The following is an 18,719-nucleotide window of genomic DNA, read 5'->3' on the forward strand; positions in this document are numbered from 1 at the left end:
TTTATGCCTCCTAAAGAGCCGTTGAAGACTACGACGTTGATAGGTTGGATGTGGAAGCATAGCGATATGTGAAGCTGACCAATACTAATTGCTCGTGAGGCTTGACTATACAACACCCAAACAGTTGGGGTTGAATGCTCAATCGATTCAAATCTAATCAGTCAATTCAGACTGACCTTGATTTAGTTAACGCTAAACAATAAAATTCAGACCCAATAGCCAACCTGTTAATAACTCATTTGGAACAAAGTAAGGCATTACATGCAAAAGCAGAGTAACTAAGACCCGAACAAGTCCATAACAGTTGTGCTGGCGACCATAGCAAGAGTGAACCACCTGATCCCTTCCCGAACTCAGAAGTGAAACCTCTTCGCGCTGATGGTAGTGTGGGGTTACCCATGTGAGAGTAAGTCATCGCCAGCTCATTATTCAAACACCCTCAACTAGCGTTGGGGGTGTTTTTTTATGCAAGAGAGAAAATATTAAGAAGAATAATCACATTTTATTGTGTTTAAAATAACAATAAACCCATAATTAATAAAATGTTTTAGACTAATGTTGAATTTTTATTTTTTGTGTTTTGTGTGAAAGTTACACAAGTTACACAATCTACTTGAATAGCAAAAGTGGACATGGATGACTGATAAAAATGAAAGTCTTCCCTGTAGAAAATAGCTATTCAAGCTTACTGAAACACAAACTCACAGGAGGTGAGGAATGGCACATCAAGCAATTAACGTGAATGATGTCATTGATCACGCAAAATTCAAACCATTTCATTTCAATGTCGTGGCATGGTGTCTACTGATCATTTTATTTGATGGCTATGACTTGGCAATTAATGGGGTCGTTTTACCCTTATTGATGGATGAGTGGGGCTTGAGTGCTGTTCAGGCGGGGATGCTCGCGAGTACTGCATTGGCAGGTATGATGTTTGGTGCGATGATTTTTGGTTCTTTGGCCGATAAAATTGGTCGTAAGAAAGTCATCATGATCTGTATCGTGCTATTTAGTGGTTTAACCTTTGCAGGTGGCTTTGCTTCTAATCCAACTGAGTTTGCAATTTTACGTTTCTTGGCGGGTTTAGGCATTGGTGGTGTAATGCCAAACCTTGTGGCCTTAACTTCTGAATATGCGCCTAAAACCATGCGTAGCACCTTAGTGACTACTATGTTTAGTGGTTATGCTGTAGGTGGTGTAATGGCAGCCTTACTTGGCTCATGGTTTACCCCAAGTTTTGGCTGGGAAATCATGTTCTTTATTGCAGGTATCCCATTGTTTTTATTGCCTGTGATTTGGAAATTCTTGCCAGAATCTTTAACCTTTATTGTCAAAGAAAATAAGCAAGATCAAGCCCGTCCAATCGTAGCGCGTTTAGAACCAGATTTAAAAATTACCGAAGACACCACTTTTGAATTGTATCAGGTTGGTGTGCCTGAAGCTGCTAACGTGGTGAGCTTGTTCAAACGCGGTCGTGCAGTGAATACTTTATTGTTCTGGTTAGCGTTCTTTACTTGTCTATTAACCATGTATGCACTCAGCAGCTGGTTGCCAAAACTGATGATGGCGGCAGGCTATTCTATGGACAACAGCTTAATGTTCATGATGGTGATGAACGTAGGTGCAGTCGTTGGTATCGTGGGTGGTGGTATTTTAGCAGACCGTTTCCACTTAAAACCTGTATTGATGTTCTTGGGAATCATGGGTGCATTGGTGATGAGCCTCATGGGCTTCCAATCTAATCAATTCTTGCTTTACATCTTAGTATTCTTGGCGGGTGCAGCATCTATTGGTTCACAAATGTTGTTGTATAGCTATGTGGCACAATATTACCCACTTGCGGTACGCTCAACAGGTATTGGCTGGTCATCTGCCATTGGTCGTATGGGTGCGATTGTGGGTCCAATTTTAATTGGCGGCTTATTGGGTATGAATTTACCTGCACACTTCAACTTTATGGCAGTAGGTTTGCCAGTGTTGATCACTGCAATTGCGGTTGCCTTGATTATGAGTGAAGATGAAGCTGAGCAAATTAAAGCAGGCAAAGCAGTTGCTGCCAAAGCTTAAACTTGTAATGTGCTAAGTTCAAAAGTCCTCAACCTTGTTTGGGGGCTTTTTGATTATGGGGCGTGTAAATAGAAAGTGATGATAGATAAAGTTATATACTCAAGACACAGATAAAAAGAAACCCCATCATCCTGACGGGGTTTCTTTGTATTTCGTGTTTAGGTATAACTCCTGTCGTACCTCACGATCCTGGTGCTCAAACCTATTAGTGTTGTTTTCTGTTTGGGAAACATCCTGTCTCCTTATGCTTTAAAGAATACCGTAAGCTCAAAATACTGCCTAGCCTCATTTTGCTTCAGTGCATGTAAGCAAAAACTGACAAAGTGATGAATGATACTGACGCTGTTTTTGAGCAAACGATAAAATACCGAGCTTATTTTTGTCCATAAACAGGCGTATACTGATTGCGTGATTGGAGTAAATATGTCTGATTTAGCTGCAGCATCTCATGTTCAGTATGGTACTAAGCCGTTTAAAGCCATTCTTTTTTCGTTGTTTCTAGCGGGTTTCGCTTCTTTTTCGACCTTGTACTGTGTGCAACCGATGATGCCAATTTTGGCCGATTTTTTTACGGTTACACCAACCCAAAGTAGTTTCCCGCTGTCATTTTCTACTGTGGCTTTGGCGATAGGTTTGCTTTTCACAGGTTTTATTTCAGATCGTTTTGGGCGTAAACCTATTATGGTTTTGGCTTTATTTTTAGCTGCCATTTTATTAATTCTGAGTGCCTTACTTCCAATCTGGTCATTCTTTTTAACCACACGAATTTTTATTGGCATTGCTGTGAGCGGTGTAGCTGCGGTCGCCATGACCTATATTGGTGAAGAAATTCGACAGCAAGATATTGGTTTTGCTATGGGGCTGTATATTTCGGGTACGGCCATTGGTGGCATGGGTGGACGTTTAATTGCTGGGGTCTTGGTCGATTTTATATCTTGGCAAGCGGCAACCTTAATTATTGGTAGTTTGAACTTACTGATTGCAATCACCTTTTATATGTTACTGCCCGCATCGAAAAATTTTACAGCGTATCCGATTCGCTTCTCGCGGTTTAGAGATGCTTTTGTTGCCAATTTGGCAGACCGTAAATTAAGAATCCTGTTTTTACAGGGCTTTTTGCTGATGGGCTGTTTCGTTAGTATTTTCAATTACATTAGCTATTATTTATTGGCTAAACCATTTGAGCTTTCTCAAGTTTGGATTGGGGTAATTTCAATTGCCTATTTGGCGGGTATTTACAGTTCACCACGCGCAGCAAGCTGGGGCAATCGTATTGGACGTGAACGTGTGTTGCCTATGGTGATTGTCCTAATGTTGATCGCATTATGGTTGATGTCGATTGCACATTTAGCCGTCGTATTGGCTGCATTGGTGCTATTTACCTTTGCTTTTTTTGCCGCACATTCTACTGCCAGTAGTTGGGTGTCGATTCAAGCACTGCAGTATCGTGCAGTGGGATCATCATTATATTTATTTAGTTACTACATGGGTTCGAGTTTGCTCGGTAGTGGTAGCGGTCTGATTTGGGAACAATGGGGCTGGTCTGGTCTGACATGGGTGATGACTGCAGTCTTGGGTGTGGCGCTTTATGGTGCGTGGCGTTTAAAGATTAAACCAACAGCGCTGCGATAAGCATTCAGGATTATTGCTTTAGGCTTATCCCTTTATGCTTTTCTTATTCAGATACCAACTTAGGATATAAAAATAGTTTGCTGATTTTGTGTGTTTTTTAATCAAGCAAGATGAATGGAATTCATGCTAAAATAGTCGGCTTTCATCTTTGATCGACTTTTGATCTTCCACTTCCCAGCCGAGAATTGCAAGCCATGTCTACTGCTTATACTGCTCAGACCGCACCCAAAGCGTTGTTTGATTACGACAAATATTGGGCGTCATGTTTTGAGCCTGCGCCATTTTTGCCGATGTCACGCGAAGAAATGGATCAGCTTGGTTGGGATGCCTGCGATTTTATTTTGGTTTGTGGTGATGCTTATATTGATCATCCCTCTTTTGTATCGGGCGTGATTGGTCGTGTGCTTGAGGCGCATGGCTTTCGTGTCGGGATCATCGCCCAACCAGACTGGACCAATGTGGAATCTTTTCGGGTACTAGGGAAGCCGACCATTGCTTGGGGTGTTACCGCGGGCAATATGGACTCGATGATCAACCGCTATACTGCAGACCGTAAAATCCGTTCTGATGATGCTTATTCACCAGACAATCAGCCGAATAAACGTCCTGACCGTGCGGCTACGGTATATTGTCAGCGTTGTCGTGAAGCCTTTCCAGATGTGCCTGTTTTACTTGGCGGGATTGAAGGCTCGTTGCGTCGTATTGCACATTATGACTATTGGTCTGACAAAGTTCGTCGCTCAATTTTAATGGATTCTAAAGCCGACTTATTGATGTACGGCAATGGTGAGCGTTCGATTATTGAAGTGATGCACCGTTTGGCCAAAGGCGAAAAAATCCACGAAATTACAGATGTACGTGGTACAGCATTTATTATTAATAAACATAACCGCGCGTCTAAAGCCAAATTTGTTGAAATTGCATCTAATGATGTAGACAGCGTGGGCCGTGTTGATCCAATCATCAACCCTTATGTGATGACCGAAGATTTAGACGGTTGTGAGATTGAAAAAGACAAGGGCAACAACCTCGCGCAATATCAAAATTTCCAGAAAGATGTAGTCAGCAATCCAATTGTTCGTGAAGGTGATCAGCTAGATGCAGATACCCAGATTGTGCAATTGCAGCCTGCTTCAAAAGCAATTAAACACAAATTACCCCCACGTGAATTGGCAGTGATTCGTTTGCCTTCTTTTGAGGAAGTGGCGAATGATCCTGTGCTGTATGCGCATGCTAACCGTATTTTGCATTTAGAAACTAACCCGGGCAATGCGCGTGCTTTGGTGCAAAAGCATGGTGAACGTGATGTGTGGTTGAATGCACCGCCTATTCCGTTGACTACGGAAGAAATGGACTATGTATTCGATTTACCGTATGCACGTTTGCCGCATCCATCTTATGGCAATGCACGTTTCCCTGCTTTTGATATGATCAAGTTTTCGGTCAATATCATGCGTGGTTGTTTTGGTGGCTGTACTTTCTGTTCGATTACCGAACACGAAGGACGAATTATCCAAAACCGTTCTGAAGAATCCATTTTGCGTGAAGTGGAAAAAATTCGGGATACTGCGCCTGGCTTTACTGGCATTATTTCAGACTTGGGTGGCCCGACTGCAAATATGTACCGTTTGCATTGTAAAGACCCTGAAATTGAAAAGAATTGTCGTAAACCCTCTTGTGTATTCCCGGGCGTATGTCAAAACTTACATACCGATCATGCACCTTTAACCCAGTTATATCGTAAAGCACGTGAGCTGAAAGGCATTAAAAAAATTCTGATTGGTTCAGGTTTGCGGTATGACTTGGCGGTGTTGAACCCTGAATATGTACGTGAATTGGTGACGCATCATGTGGGCGGTTATTTAAAAATTGCACCAGAGCATACCGAAAAAGGCCCATTATCTAAGATGATGAAACCAGGTATTGGTACGTATGACCGTTTTAAACAAATGTTTGATCGTTTCAGTAAAGAGGCGGGTAAAGAGCAATATTTAATTCCGTACTTTATTGCTGCGCACCCAGGAACGACCGATTACGACATGATGAATTTGGCGTTGTGGCTGAAAAAGAATGGTTTCCGTGCCGATCAGGTACAGACTTTCTATCCATCGCCAATGGCGACCGCTTCGACCATGTATTACACAGGTAAAAACCCACTGGCCAAAGTGGCGCGTTATACCGAAAATGTGGATATTGTCAAAGGCGAAAAACGTCGTCGTTTGCATAAAGCTTTCTTACGTTACCATGATCCAAACAACTGGCCGTTGTTGCGTGAAGCCTTAAAAGAAATGGGACGTGCAGATTTAATCGGGAACTCTAAACAGCACCTGATTCCAACCTATCAGCCGCAAGGCACAGATGGACAGTATCAAACGGCACGTAAGAAAAACTCGACTGTCGCGGGTGATTCACAAAAACGTACGGGGCAAAGTGGTAATCGTGCTCAGAACAGTAATCGTCCGAAGAAAGGGCAGATATTGACTCAGCACACAGGTTTGCCGCCACGTGAAACAGGTGAAAAACGTCCATTTTCACACAAAAAATCTAAGCCAAAATCGAAAGCTTAGTACTTGAAGTTAAGATCCATCAAAAGGCGCTGCAGCGCCTTTTTTGTTTGCTTTTCATTTCATCGGAATTGTCCGACAATCGAATCTGTTAAGCATTGCTTTGTTATTTTTTTGCATGCTATACAGTATTCGTATCTAATGATAAAAACACGCTTAGATGCTACAGCACTTAGACAAAAGGCTGGCTTGTGAAACAAAATTTCTGTTTCTATGATGGTTTTGTCAATGTTTCATGTAGTTTCTTAAATGGAACGTTTAAATATAAAAGCGTGTTATATACTGATTTGATGAAAAAATCGGCATGAAGCCGAAACAACTATAAAAATGATTTTAAGGATTGAATAATGACCATTTATATTTTGATTGGGGTTTTGATACTGATTTTCTTTCTCTTGATGGCGGTTAAGGGCTTGGAAAATAGAGAAAAACCTCAGGACAGTGCACTAAAGCAGCGTGCAATTTTTAGCTTAAATGAACAGCTGACGTATACACGTTTGCAGGAAATTTTACCTCAACATATCATCTTGGCGCATGTGTCTTTTGATGCCTTGCTGACCACGAAATTTTCACGTACTCGACATAAATACCGCAATATGATGGCCGATTTTGTGGTGTTGGATGCTAATCATCAGGTCGTTGCAATTGTAGCCTTAGATGATTTGTTGATGCTGAAACGTAGCCGCAATGCGCAATACCAAGATGAATTGTTGCGTTTGGCGGGTTATAAAGTGCTGCGTTATGAAGATGTGCCTGAATATCACGAATTACGCGAAGCTTTTGGGCAGTCATCGTCATCTTATGCAGATTTAGATGATTTGGATACTGCCTTAAAGAAGTATGATTTTTTAGCGCATTCTGTACGCCATAAAGTGAAGGTATTAGGCTAAACGCTTGCCGCTAAAGTCACTAGATAGACAACATGAATCAGCATGTCGCCATGACATGCTGATTTTTTTGGGCATGTTCCTGATCCAATCACATCTGTTATACGTTGGGTTGCTCTTCAGGTTTGACTGCAACCACAGTCATCTCAACTAAAACGTCAGGACGATATAACTTGGCTTCTACGCAGGTACGCGGTAAAGCTTGTATATCTGCCACCCAAGCATCCCAAACTTGATTCATTGCGGCATAATCGCGCTCAATGTCTTTTAGAAAAATCATCACCGACATGATGTGGCTTTTATCTGTACCCGCATCTGCCAATAAACGATCAATCAGGGCAAGTGTTTGTTGGGTTTGCCCCTCAATATCTTGTTGTGTGTCTTCTGCCAGTTGCCCTGCCAAATGGACTAAATTTCCCGAAATTGCAATTTCAGAATAACGTTTTTGGATATGTAGACGTTGAACAGCCATTGGGTGTGATCCTCGCGCCAAGCGATTGGGTATAAAAAGCGTGAGGTATTATAGAGGCAGGCAAGCACGTGGAAAATATGCAGGCAGTAGTCTGCTTAAAATAAAAAGTAGTTGAATGGAAAATACGAGGAAAAGAGAGACGGTGTATCAAAGCGGCGAAGTGCCAAGCGCAGAGTTGTCCTGTAATCTTCGGATTTGATCGTCACGCCAATCACAGGACAAGTATGCCAAAAGTAATGGTGATTTTTGACATCTCAGCGTATGTACGGATAAATACATCGCGCGCATAGATTACTCTAAAAAGCACAACTGTGAAGGGTAAATTGTCTTATTTTTATTCTTTTGGCTGAAATTTATACAAAAATAGCTTTAGTATTCATCGGTAAGCATTGCTTTGGCAGGCTGTCATGCCGTGCTGCGAGTTTATAGCTTTAATATCCGTGATATTTACGAGTCGTGATATTTACAGTAAAGACAGTTGTGCTTGCTCATCGGCAGAGCTGAGTTGATACAGACCGACCCCAATTAAACGGAATTGATCCTGTGCGGGAATATGCATTTCGTGAAGCAAAAGCTGCAGGACTTTTTCAAGATCATTTTTAGTTTCAAGAGGTTGTTTAAAACTTTTGCTATGTTGTAAGACCTGAAAATTTTTGAGTTTCAATTTGGCCGATACGCCACGTGCAACATATTGTTTTTTCACTAAACTATGCCAAACCTGATCAATCAAGCTAGACCAGTAAGCTGCACATTCGGCTAAGTTTAAGTCATCATCAAAGGTGATTTCTTTGGAAATTTGCTGGCGCTCACGTTCTGCCTGCACAGGACGTTCATCAATCCCTTGGGCAAATAAAAACAGGCGTTTTCCATATTTGCCAAAATGATGAATCAACAGGTTTTCTTCAATGTGTTGCAAATCGCCTAAGGTATTTAAATTCAAGCTTTTTAATTTTTCCTGCGTGACTTTACCTACGCCTGGAATTTTCTTTAAGGGTAAGTCCTGAATAAACTGCTGCACTTGACTGGGTTTAATCACGCAAATGCCATTGGGTTTATGCCAGTCCGAAGCAATTTTGGCTAAAAATTTATTCGGTGCGACACCTGCCGAGGCCGTTAAACCTGTACTTTGAAAAATATCTGCCCGAATCCGCATTGCGACTTCAGTTGCGCTTGGAATACCTTGTAAATTTTCGGTGACATCTAAATAAGCTTCATCTAAAGACAAGGGTTCAATAAGTGGTGTATAACGCTGAAAAATCTGATGAATTTGTGCGGAAACCTCACGATAGAGTGCAAAATTGGGTTCGAGTACCACCACCTGCGGGCAGCGTTTGCGGGCTTGTGCCATCGACATGGCAGAACGTAAACCAAACTCACGCGCAGGATAGGATGCCGCGGCAATCACAGCACGAGGATGATGCGAAGCAATCACCACAGGTAAATGCTGCAATTCAGGACGACTGCGCAGCTCAACAGAGGCATAAAAGGCATCCATATCAATATGAATGATTTTCCGCATGGCACAAACTAGATGAAGCGTTTAGATTTCAACAGTATCGCATGTTTAGGAAGTCGGTTGTAGCATCGGAGCAAGCGGATAAGGCGTGTTGCTATTCAGCAAAATCACCTGTGTCGATTGCTGTTCTGCATAGTCGATCAAACGCTGTAAACTCCGTGGGCTATGGTCGGCAATGCGGGGCAAAAACTCTAAAGGGCGCGCTAAAGGCTGGAAAAAATTATCCCAATGAATTGGAATCACGACACGAGGGCGCAACGTTCCCACAGTTTCATCTAAATAATGCTGTTGAAAAGCAACCGATTGTTTAGAGAGCTGTGCAATCCCTAAAAATAAAGTATCTACCTGCAAGTGTTGTAATTGTTTAGAAATCGCGCCTGTACTGGCTTTGACTAAAATGTTCTGTTCAGGATGTTGAATGTAATAATCAAAACTGCCGCCTTCTTTAAATTCATAAAAACGGGCAGGTAAGGACAAGGGTTGTTGAATTTGTTCACCTAAATCATTATTCACAGCGGTGGCAGGGGTATGCTGTGATGGAATAGCCGTAATCTTAAACTTTCCAATCTGTATTGGTTGGGCAGGATTGACAAGGCTTAATCGAGATTCAGGAATTGCGGCACCACGGGCAATGTTCAAACTACTTTCTGAACCGATGATTTGACTGTGTTTGAGTTGCTGCGCCAAAAATGGCAAATCTAGCGTGTGATCATAATGCGAATGGGTGATCAAAATCGCACGTGTGCGTTGTAATTGATGCTGTTGAATCAACTTGTGCAATAAGGCTGGTTGGCTGTCTAACTTGTTCCACATGACTTGTGCAAGAGAGGGGCGACTAAAAAATCCATCAATCAGAATTTGGTTTTCACCATCATCAAACAATAGGGTAGATACGCCAAAATAATGTACTTTTAAGTTGGCATTTGCGGTTTTTGTTGAATATTGCCATGCGGAAAATTGTTCTAGTTTGCCTGCGGGTTGTAATAGGTAAAGCAGTGCGAATCCTGCACAAATGCTGAGCGTAAGAGCAGCCCAAAGCAGCCCTTTCATAATTTTCATGACGGTACTTTTTTATTGTGATGCAGCTATCTTGTTATTTTTTCTGGTTCGGTTCAAGTCTTGTGGGTTGAATTGCGTTGTCTGTTAAAAAATGCTGCCATTGTTTGGTATTGCCATAAAAAACATTTAGGTCGACTGGGGTGTGAATACCTTTTATTTGACCCTGATTGGTATGTTGCCAAAATAACCATTTTGGCTGACCTGCCAGTTGTGGTTTACCCTGATATTCTCTGACCCAAAGTGGTGTTTGCTTAAAGCTTTCAGTTAATACCATATTGTAAAAGGCTTTAGATACATAAAAAATCGGTTGTTTTTCATAATGTTGATATAGCGCATCATGCATGATTTGAATTTCGCGCAGTAACTGTTCTTTGGTGTAAGTGTTGATGCAGTTGCTGTCATATTCTAAGTCAATTACAGGTGGCAAACTGTCAGATTTTTTTGGAACAGTCGCAATAAAGTTTTCTGCCTGAATTGCTCCATCACGGCATAAGCGATAAAAATGATAGGCGCCGACCAAAAAGCCATGTTCACGGGCTTTGAGCCAGTTATCCTGAAATTTACGGTCTTTAAAATCGCCTCCTTCGGTGGCTTTTAAATAGACAAAGGCATATTTTTGTGGGGAAATTTTATGCCACTGAACATCGCCTTGATGATGTGACACGTCAAATCCTTGAATCGGATATTCTTCGGTTGCCGCAGGTTGTTGGCGCAACACACCCAAATACAATAAAACCGCCAAAACAGCACTGCCAAGCATCGCAATGGTCATACGATAGTGCGGTGTAAAAGCTGAGTTTTTAGCTTGATTGGACGGTTTGCGCATGTTGAAAAAGCTTCGCGGAGCAAAGTCATATCATAACGTGCAGTGCGGTGTAGCACCATGCGCTTTCGGTAATGGCGTTTTAAACAGCCGTGTGTTTGGGGATACTCCAAAACACTAAAAATGCCAAAATATTTAATACACCCAAACAAATTAAAGTGGCATGAAAGGCACTGACTAACTGTTCTGCGCCGTAATAGGCACTAAACATATTCACCAAAGTACCTGCCAATGCCACGCCAATACTCATCGACAGCATCATAATCATGGATAAAAAACTATTGCCGCTGCTGGCATCTTGTTGAGGTAAATCTTTGAGTGTAAAGGTATTCATACCCACAAACTGCAATGAATTAAGCACCCCAAATATAAAAAAATGCAAGGCACGTAACCAAGTCGCAGTTTCAGCAGTGGTCAGCGCAAAACTAGCAATACACGCCCCGACCAATAACGTATTGGTCAGTAAAAACTGCCGATAGCCAAAGCGTTGAATTAAAGGCCGAATAATTGGTTTAGATACCAAAGAACCGAGCACAGTCGGAATCATCATCAAACCCGTGAGAAACGGTTCAAAACCAAAAGCCACCTGTAGCATGATTGGCATGATAAAAGGCATGGCATTGCCCCCGAAGCGGGCAAAAAAGTTACCTAAAATACCAATGGCATATAAGCGATTTTTAAATAAATCGCTGCGAAATAAGGCATTTTGATGAGTATGGGCATGGCGGGCATAGCATGCTGCGGCAATACCGCCAGCCAAGATTAACGCTAAATTCCAAAGCAGATTATGTTGTGGGTTGGCAAAATTTTCGATGCCTAAAGATAAGCCCGCCATCGCCACAACTAATAGGATAAACCCGAGAAAATCAAAGTTTTTAACTTCAGTTTCAGTCACATTTGGCATGGCTTTGATACAAATCCAACAGCCCAAGATGCCCATAGGAATGTTGATCAGGAAAATCCAGTGCCACGTGGCGACTTCGACCAACCAGCCACCCAGAGTTGGGCCAATTAAGGGGCCAATCAACCCTGCCAGACTCATCAGGCTCATGGCAGATAAAAACTGGGTACGTGGAATGATTTTTAACATCGCCAAGCGCCCGACAGGCAAGAGCAATGCGCCACCAATACCTTGAATCACCCGATAAAACAGCAATTCATTCAGACTCGCTGCAGCGGCACAACCCAAAGAGGCAAGGGTGAAAATGATAATCGCTGCAAAATAGGTGTTGCGTACTCCAAAACGATCTGCCAGCCATCCACTTAATGGAATACACGCCGCCACCGAGAGCACATACGCCACCACAACACTGTGCATCCGCAGCGGGTCTTCCTGCAGGCTATTCGCCATTGCAGGGATTGCTGTATTCACAATGGTGGTGTCGAGCGCCTGCATAAAAAAGCCAATTGAAACCAGAAATACCAAAAGACGGTATTCAGGATGCAGGGCTTGATGGGTCGGTGTTTGGTTCATAACTCGGCAAAATGGACATTTGGTCTAGTTTAAACCATTTTGCAATCTAGCGGACTGCATCTGAAAAAGTATGAAAAGTGTTTGAAAATTCAAGTAAATGCCATGAAATTGTCATCTATTTGTCACCGATTATTCACTTTGAGTTTGTAAGTTGGGTGCATTTAGAAAAATGATGAGTAATTTATGAAAACGAAAATTTCTGCATTAATGTTGGCTTTATTGTCTGTGGGGATGGTGGGCTGTAATGATAATAATGATCCTATTCCTGTAAAAGAAGAAGTTGTTGAAGCAACACCTACAACAATTAGTTTGGAGCGTTTAGGGGAATACGATGCACAAGTTTTTGGTGCGAGTGCTGCGGAAATTCCTGCTTATGATGCTGAAAGCAAACGTTTATTTGTAGTCAATGCGAAAAATGGCGTGGTCGATGTACTGGATTTAAGCAACCCAAGTGCACCTGTTAAGCTGAACAGCTTGGATGCCAAGACTCATTTAGCGAATTCTGAAGTCAATAGTGTTGCGGTACATCAAGGTATTGTCGCTTTAGCTGTTCAGGCAACACCTAAAACTGATAAAGGCATCGTGGCATTTTTTAAAGCCAAAGACCTGAGCTTTATCAGCAAAGTTGAAGTCGGTGCATTGCCTGATATGTTGACTTTTACCCCAGATGGTAAAAAAGTTTTGGTTGCCAATGAAGGTGAGCCAAATGAAGGCTATAAGATTGATCCAGAAGGTTCGATCAGTATTATTAATCTGACGGATATTGCTAAGCCTACTGTAAAAACTGCAGATTTTCAGGCATGGAATACACGTAAGCAGGAATTGCTTGATGCGGGCGTGCGTATTTTTGGGCCAAATGCGACTGTCGCACAAGATTTAGAGCCTGAATATATTGCGGTGAGTGACGATGGTAAAACTGCTTGGGCAAGTCTACAAGAAAACAATGCTATTGCTGTGATTGATTTGATTCAAGACCAAGTGGTCGATATTTTCCCATTGGGTTATAAAAACTTTGGCTTAGCTGCAAATGCTTTAGATGCAGGTGATCGTGATTGTGTTGTGGGTAAGCAAGACTATAACGGTAAAACGATTACAGCCTGTGCTAAAAATGAGGGGATGATTAATATTCAAGCTTGGCCAGGCTTATATGGCATGTATATGCCAGATGCAATTGCGCAATATCAAGCCAATGGACAAAGCTATTTGGTCACTGCCAATGAAGGCGATGCGCGTGAATGGTTGGTTGATGAAGACTTATATTTTGGTACAGATGATTTAACTCAAGGTTATGCAGAAGAAATTCGTGTTAAACACTTATTTAATAATAAAGGCTTCCGTAGCAATGGCGATTATGCTGCGCATTTACGTCTATTAAAGTCAGGGGTTAAAGGTGCAAAACTTGATTCAAGCGTATTTAAAGCATGTACTACTACCGATGCCAATGAAGTCTGCGCAGAGAATTTGATTAAAGATTCACAATTGGGTCGTTTAACGATTACTTGGACGCAAGGTTACAAGAAAGATGCAAATGGTGAGCCTGTGCTAGACAGCAATGGTTTCATGACCTATGACAAACTATATGCTTATGGTGGCCGCTCGTTCAGTATTGTAGATCCTAAAACCAAAAAAATTGTTTGGGACTCAAAAAATGACTTTGAACGTAAAGCTGCTGAATTATTTCCAGAATACTTTAATACCAATCATGAAAAATTAAGTATAGATGATCGTAGTGACAATAAAGGCCCTGAGCCTGAAGGCATTGCTTTAGGTAAAATTGGTCAAAAAACTTTTGCCTTTATTGGGTTGGAGCGTATGGGTGGCATTATGGTGTACGACATTACCCAACCGACACAAACATCTTTTGTTGAGTATTTTAATGATCGTAAGTTTGGTGAAACCCGTACATCTTTCGATGCAGAAGGTAATGAGGTTACCGTTGAAAATTCAAATCTCGGCCCCGAAGGTTTGATCTTTATTGCAGCCAAAGACTCGCCTAACGGCAAGCCACTGTTGGTTGTAGGTAATGAAGTCAGCGGAACTACTGCTGTGTACCAAATCAAACTCAACTAACAGCATTGCAAAATTAGAAATCTATTAAAGGGGGGCACTACGGTGCTCTCTTTTTTATGCTGTAAAACCAGTTTAAAACAGCGCATTAAAAAAGCGAGTCACCGACTCGCTTTCACTTTTATTGCTATTTCATGCACCTAAAGAAGTTCAACCTACAAAATGACGTGGAGAATCCAAACTCTTCAAGGCATTAATAATTTTATGGGAGTGGTTACACACGATCAGTTTAGCGCGGTGCTGTGGTGGTAAAAAACCTTCGTGCACCGCATGATCTAACTGCTGAATCAGCGCATCATAAAAGCCATTTACATTATATAAAATCATCGGTTTTTGGTGCTGATTCAATTGCCCCCAAGTGGCAATTTCCAAAATCTCTTCAAAAGTACCCAAGCCGCCTGGCAACGCCACAAAAGCACTGGCGCGATCTGCCATCATCGCTTTACGCTCATGCATGCTTTTGACTACGTGTAACTCGGTTAAATTACTGTGGGCAATTTCATAATCCAGCATAAATTCAGGAATTACTCCCACCGCTTGCCCACCATGTTGCACAACGGTGTCGGCAACCAAACCCATTAATCCAATACTCGCACCGCCGTAGACCATACCAAAGCCTTGCTCGGCCAGTTTTCTTGCCAGTTGTACTGCTTTTTCCTGATAAATCGGGTTATTGCCAGAGCGCGAACCACAGTACAGTGCCACCAAAGGTTGAGAGGTTTGAGGAGATGGATTATTGATATATTGGGTCATTCTTAATTCGCTATTCATTTATTTTCTTCACCATAGCATGTTCTTTTTGTTGGCTCTAGCTTAGTGCTCAAATATGACAAACCCGTCAGTATGCAGTGTTCAATTTGCAAAGATTTGTGAAAGTGCTGCATTGACGTGGATGATGTCGCAAAAAGGGGATGAATCTGAGCGCAAACTTTCCTATACTCAAAGCTTGTCTGACAACTATAGAATCGTCATGGACAGTGGCAGTAGTCGCACCGAACGAATATTTTTAAATTACATGCTGTGCCAACCAGAGCAAGCAAACTTATCTTTTCAGTGTCATCGCCGTGTGGCACTTATGACCCATGATATTCAGGAGAAGAGCGCATGATCTTTGAATGGATGTCTGACCCCGCTGCGTGGGTTGGGTTATTGACCCTGATCGTACTCGAAATTGTATTAGGCATTGATAACTTGGTGTTTATTGCCATTTTGGCAGAAAAGTTACCGCCAGAACAACGCAATACGGCACGGGTGGTGGGCTTGCTTCTCGCCTTGGGGATGCGCCTGATTTTACTCGCCTCTATCGCGTGGGTCGTCACTCTGACCCAACCACTGTTTCATATTTTTGAACATCCTTTCTCTGGACGTGACCTGATTTTACTGTTTGGTGGTGTGTTCCTGTTGTTTAAAGGCACCATGGAACTGCGCGAACGCATTGAAGGCAAACCAGCACTAAAAGAAGAAAACCCTGTGCACGCGACTTTCTGGATGGTGATTGTGCAGATTGTGGTGCTAGATGCGGTGTTCTCACTCGACAGCGTGATTACTGCTGTGGGCATGGTGCAGCATTTATCGGTCATGATGATTGCGGTGATCATTGCGATAGGCATTATGTTGTGGGCGTCTAAGGCGCTCATGGACTTTGTCAATAAGCATCCTACCGTGGTGATTCTATGCCTGTGCTTCCTGATGATGATTGGTTTCTCATTGGTGGTGGAAGGCTTTGGCTATCACATTCCAAAAGGCTATTTATATGCCGCCATCGGCTTCTCGGTGATGATTGAATTCCTGAACCAAACCATCCGCAGAAATCAGGAAAAAACCGTGACCACCACCGATTTACGCTACCGTACTGCTTCGGCTGTGATGCGGATGTTAGGTGGCAAAAGTCAAAATACGACAGAAAGCAGTCATATCAACGAAGATGTTTTGGCTACCCGCGCCTTTGCTGATGAAGTCTTTGATGCTGAAAATGGCGTCTATCACAGCGTGATGGTACAAGGAGTGTTGGGCTTATCTGAGCGTCCTGTAAAATCGGTGATGACGCCACGCCCTGAATTGGAATGGATTGATTTAGACGAAGATGATGCTTCAATTCGCAGCCAATTATTAAGTATGACCCATTCACGGGTGATTGTGGCACGTGGTGAACTGGACAATATTTCAGGCATTGTCCTAACCCATAAAGTCATGAATCAATACATTGAAACAGGTGTACTGGACTTTGAAACACATTTGCGTGAACCTGTAATTGTGCATGAAAATGCCCAAGTTTTGATGGTGATGGAGCAATTGCGTCAAGCACCGCTGCAAATGGCGATTGTGCTGAATGAATATGGCTCGATTGAAGGCGTTGCCACACCTATTGATATTCTGGAAGCAATTGCAGGCGAATTCCCTGATGAAGATGCTCTCGAAGCCAGTGCTGAAAGTTTGGAAGATGGCACATTATTGCTAGATGGTTCCATTGATATTCGTCACGTATCTTTATTATTAGGTCGTGATTTGGTGGATGAAAGCGAGCAATATTCAACTTTATCAGGCTATATTTTATTCCATTTGGGGCGTTTGCCTGAAAACGGTGAAAAGCTGCTTTCCGATGGTTATGTTTTTGAAATTGTGACCATGGATGGACATAAAATTGAAAAAGTGCATTTGATTCAGCAGGAATCTTCAAGCGCATCATAAACTGAACGCCAAACTGCATTTCAGTCTTGTGCTTCCGCTAAAATAGCCTGCATTGTCAGGCTGTTTTGGGGCTGTTGCCATTGCAAATATAGACGAAGTGTCAACAGACCCTATTATTGATTTAAATTTCTGGAATTTTCTATGCATCACTTGGCATGTCCGTGCGGGCAAGGCGATTATCAATACTGCTGCCAACCTTTACACGTGGGGCAGGCACATGCAGAAACCGCGAGCCAACTCATGCGTTCACGCTATAGCGCTTTTGCCTTGCAACAAATTGATTATATTGTGCAAACTACTGCGCTAGGACAACAGGCAAGTTTGGATGTTGACGCAATTGCAGATTGGAGCAAGTCGAATCAATGGTTAAAGCTCGAAGTGCTGAATAGCAATGAAAAGCTAGATAAAAGCCATGCCCAAGTTGAATTTAAAGCCCATTACCACGATGCCAAGCAGACGCAAATTCACCATGAAATTTCCCATTTTGTGCAACATCAGGCCCGTTGGTATTTTCTAGATCCGACCACAGGGCAACAGCCGACTATGAAACAGCCGTGTATTTGTGGTTCGGGTAAAAAATTTAAGCAATGTTGTGCGCAATTTTTATAACTTTATCTTGGTTTTTCGCTTATTATAACGCGCATCTATTGGCCTAGTGAAAGAAGGGCAAGTCCATGTTGTTGTTGGTCATTTACTTAATCGCGATTACCGCAGAAGCGATGACAGGCGCATTGTCTGCAGGGCGTCGCAGCATGGACTGGTTTGGTGTCACCTTAATTGCCTGTGTCACCGCATTGGGCGGTGGTTCGGTGCGAGATGTATTGTTGGGGCATTATCCGCTGACTTGGGTCAAACATCCTGAATATTTGGTGCTGACCTGTATTGCAGCTTTTATCACCATTTTAATTGCCAAATGGATGCGTCATTTACGTTCCATTTTCTTGGTGCTCGATGCTTTAGGCTTAATTGGCTTCACTATTATTGGTTGTCAAATTGCTTTGGAAATGGGGCATGGCTTTGTGGTGTCTGCCGTTGCAGGCGTCTTAACAGGTGTGTCAGGTGGGATTCTGCGTGATATTCTGTGTAACGATGTGCCTTTAGTGTTCCGCCGTGAGCTATATGCCAGTATTTCTTTTGTTTCCGTAATTTGCTATTGGTTGTGTATCGAAATCGGTTTATCGCTTGAATTAACCGTGATCGCAACACTTATTTTTGGTTTTACCTTGCGTTTGATTGCGATTTATTTTGGCTTAGAAATGCCTAAATTTATTTATCAGGATGATGATGAACATTCAGCATCCTCTAAAGATGAAACCTAATTGGTTATAAGAATTGTATTGAATATCTAAATAGAAGCGAACCGATCACTAGATCGGTTTTTTAATGCTATCCACATCCTGTCAATTCATAGTATAAAAATACAACAGCAGTTGTGTTTTAGCCCATATCCTTTTAGCCAACTTAAAGAGT

Annotated in this window: 15 protein-coding genes and 2 rRNA genes; 11 read left to right on the forward strand and 6 right to left on the reverse strand. The window is 42.2% G+C overall.

What is annotated here, in order from left to right:
* The 6 genes from FTV43_RS03405 to FTV43_RS03430 all read left to right on the forward strand — a co-directional run.
* Positions 1-109 (forward strand): 23S ribosomal RNA (locus FTV43_RS03405); the annotation flags it as partial.
* Between the two features lie 199 nt (positions 110-308).
* A 5S ribosomal RNA gene (gene rrf, locus FTV43_RS03410) occupies positions 309-423 on the forward strand.
* 294 nt (positions 424-717) lie between these two features.
* Positions 718-2,067: an MFS transporter gene (locus FTV43_RS03415; protein WP_179994875.1), complete on the forward strand. Its 1,350-nt coding sequence runs from the start codon at positions 718-720 to the stop codon at positions 2,065-2,067.
* A 423-nt stretch (positions 2,068-2,490) separates the two neighbouring features.
* Positions 2,491-3,699 carry an MFS transporter gene (locus FTV43_RS03420; RefSeq protein WP_179989619.1) on the forward strand — a complete coding sequence of 403 codons (1,209 nt, stop codon included), beginning with the start codon at positions 2,491-2,493 and terminating at the stop codon, positions 3,697-3,699.
* Between the two features lie 194 nt (positions 3,700-3,893).
* A complete protein-coding gene (locus FTV43_RS03425; RefSeq protein WP_179994876.1) occupies positions 3,894-6,266 on the forward strand; it encodes a YgiQ family radical SAM protein in 2,373 nt (790 codons plus the stop codon).
* Positions 6,267-6,610: 344 nt separating this feature from the next.
* Positions 6,611-7,153, forward strand: a complete 543-nt coding sequence (locus FTV43_RS03430) for a DUF2726 domain-containing protein (RefSeq protein ID WP_179994877.1) — start codon at positions 6,611-6,613, stop codon at positions 7,151-7,153.
* 97 nt (positions 7,154-7,250) lie between these two features.
* Here the strand turns inward: FTV43_RS03430 and FTV43_RS03435 are convergent, their stop codons facing one another.
* The 5 genes from FTV43_RS03435 to mdtD form a co-directional block, all read right to left on the reverse strand.
* Positions 7,251-7,622, reverse strand: coding sequence for a RidA family protein (locus FTV43_RS03435; RefSeq protein ID WP_179994878.1), 372 nt, complete (start codon positions 7,620-7,622; stop codon positions 7,251-7,253).
* A gap of 463 nt (positions 7,623-8,085) precedes the next feature.
* Positions 8,086-9,141, reverse strand: a complete 1,056-nt coding sequence (gene dinB, locus FTV43_RS03440) for a DNA polymerase IV (protein WP_179994879.1) — start codon at positions 9,139-9,141, stop codon at positions 8,086-8,088.
* A 45-nt stretch (positions 9,142-9,186) separates the two neighbouring features.
* A complete protein-coding gene (locus FTV43_RS03445) occupies positions 9,187-10,197 on the reverse strand; it encodes an MBL fold metallo-hydrolase (protein WP_004975617.1) in 1,011 nt (336 codons plus the stop codon).
* 34 nt (positions 10,198-10,231) lie between these two features.
* Entirely contained in the window at positions 10,232-10,969 is a 738-nt protein-coding gene (locus tag FTV43_RS03450) for a GH25 family lysozyme (RefSeq protein WP_368779695.1), read from the reverse strand.
* Positions 10,970-11,102: 133 nt separating this feature from the next.
* On the reverse strand, positions 11,103-12,494 hold the full coding sequence (gene mdtD, locus FTV43_RS03455; protein ID WP_179994880.1) for a multidrug transporter subunit MdtD: 1,392 nt from the start codon (positions 12,492-12,494) through the stop codon (positions 11,103-11,105).
* Between the two features lie 183 nt (positions 12,495-12,677).
* On the opposite strand from mdtD, the gene FTV43_RS03460 reads away from it, so the two are divergent.
* The gene (locus FTV43_RS03460) at positions 12,678-14,564 is read left to right on the forward strand and encodes a choice-of-anchor I family protein (protein ID WP_179994881.1); all 1,887 of its coding nucleotides are present in this window, start codon (positions 12,678-12,680) and stop codon (positions 14,562-14,564) included.
* A 147-nt stretch (positions 14,565-14,711) separates the two neighbouring features.
* Here FTV43_RS03460 and FTV43_RS03465 read toward each other — a convergent pair whose 3' ends face one another.
* Positions 14,712-15,332, reverse strand: coding sequence for a TIGR00730 family Rossman fold protein (locus tag FTV43_RS03465; RefSeq protein WP_218950770.1), 621 nt, complete (start codon positions 15,330-15,332; stop codon positions 14,712-14,714).
* Positions 15,333-15,387: 55 nt separating this feature from the next.
* Here FTV43_RS03465 and FTV43_RS03470 point away from each other — a divergent pair, with 55 nt between their 5' ends.
* The 4 genes from FTV43_RS03470 (at position 15,388) to FTV43_RS03485 (ending at position 18,568) form a co-directional block, all read left to right on the forward strand.
* The gene (locus FTV43_RS03470) at positions 15,388-15,669 is read left to right on the forward strand and encodes a hypothetical protein (RefSeq protein WP_179994882.1); all 282 of its coding nucleotides are present in this window, start codon (positions 15,388-15,390) and stop codon (positions 15,667-15,669) included.
* Positions 15,666-17,249 (forward strand): TerC family protein, encoded by a 1,584-nt coding sequence (locus tag FTV43_RS03475; protein WP_004975629.1) that lies wholly within the window; start codon positions 15,666-15,668, stop codon positions 17,247-17,249. The genes FTV43_RS03470 and FTV43_RS03475 overlap by 4 nt, the downstream gene beginning before the upstream one ends.
* 141 nt (positions 17,250-17,390) lie before the next feature.
* Complete coding sequence (locus FTV43_RS03480; protein ID WP_004975636.1) at positions 17,391-17,858, forward strand: YchJ family protein; 468 nt, start codon at positions 17,391-17,393, stop codon at positions 17,856-17,858.
* A gap of 65 nt (positions 17,859-17,923) precedes the next feature.
* Positions 17,924-18,568, forward strand: coding sequence for a trimeric intracellular cation channel family protein (locus FTV43_RS03485; protein WP_178865912.1), 645 nt, complete (start codon positions 17,924-17,926; stop codon positions 18,566-18,568).
* The last annotated feature ends 151 nt before the right edge of the window (positions 18,569-18,719 follow it).

The sequence above is a fragment of the Acinetobacter sp. YH16053 genome (assembly GCF_013417035.1).
Taxonomy (GTDB): domain Bacteria; phylum Pseudomonadota; class Gammaproteobacteria; order Pseudomonadales; family Moraxellaceae; genus Acinetobacter; species Acinetobacter towneri.

What these genes read in the sequence shown, in the direction of transcription:
- FTV43_RS03415 (WP_179994875.1), top strand. Translation starts at nt 718, where the DNA reads ATGGCACATCAAGCAATTAACGTGAATGATGTCATTGATCACGCAAAA.
- FTV43_RS03420 (WP_179989619.1), top strand. Translation starts at nt 2,491, where the DNA reads ATGTCTGATTTAGCTGCAGCATCTCATGTTCAGTATGGTACTAAGCCG.
- FTV43_RS03425 (WP_179994876.1), top strand. Translation starts at nt 3,894, where the DNA reads ATGTCTACTGCTTATACTGCTCAGACCGCACCCAAAGCGTTGTTTGAT.
- FTV43_RS03430 (WP_179994877.1), top strand. Translation starts at nt 6,611, where the DNA reads ATGACCATTTATATTTTGATTGGGGTTTTGATACTGATTTTCTTTCTC.
- FTV43_RS03435 (WP_179994878.1), bottom strand. Translation starts at nt 7,622, where the DNA reads ATGGCTGTTCAACGTCTACATATCCAAAAACGTTATTCTGAAATTGCA.
- dinB (WP_179994879.1), bottom strand. Translation starts at nt 9,141, where the DNA reads ATGCGGAAAATCATTCATATTGATATGGATGCCTTTTATGCCTCTGTT.
- FTV43_RS03445 (WP_004975617.1), bottom strand. Translation starts at nt 10,197, where the DNA reads ATGAAAATTATGAAAGGGCTGCTTTGGGCTGCTCTTACGCTCAGCATT.
- FTV43_RS03450 (WP_368779695.1), bottom strand. Translation starts at nt 10,969, where the DNA reads ATGACCATTGCGATGCTTGGCAGTGCTGTTTTGGCGGTTTTATTGTAT.
- mdtD (WP_179994880.1), bottom strand. Translation starts at nt 12,494, where the DNA reads ATGAACCAAACACCGACCCATCAAGCCCTGCATCCTGAATACCGTCTT.
- FTV43_RS03460 (WP_179994881.1), top strand. Translation starts at nt 12,678, where the DNA reads ATGAAAACGAAAATTTCTGCATTAATGTTGGCTTTATTGTCTGTGGGG.
- FTV43_RS03465 (WP_218950770.1), bottom strand. Translation starts at nt 15,332, where the DNA reads ATGAATAGCGAATTAAGAATGACCCAATATATCAATAATCCATCTCCT.
- FTV43_RS03470 (WP_179994882.1), top strand. Translation starts at nt 15,388, where the DNA reads ATGACAAACCCGTCAGTATGCAGTGTTCAATTTGCAAAGATTTGTGAA.
- FTV43_RS03475 (WP_004975629.1), top strand. Translation starts at nt 15,666, where the DNA reads ATGATCTTTGAATGGATGTCTGACCCCGCTGCGTGGGTTGGGTTATTG.
- FTV43_RS03480 (WP_004975636.1), top strand. Translation starts at nt 17,391, where the DNA reads ATGCATCACTTGGCATGTCCGTGCGGGCAAGGCGATTATCAATACTGC.
- FTV43_RS03485 (WP_178865912.1), top strand. Translation starts at nt 17,924, where the DNA reads ATGTTGTTGTTGGTCATTTACTTAATCGCGATTACCGCAGAAGCGATG.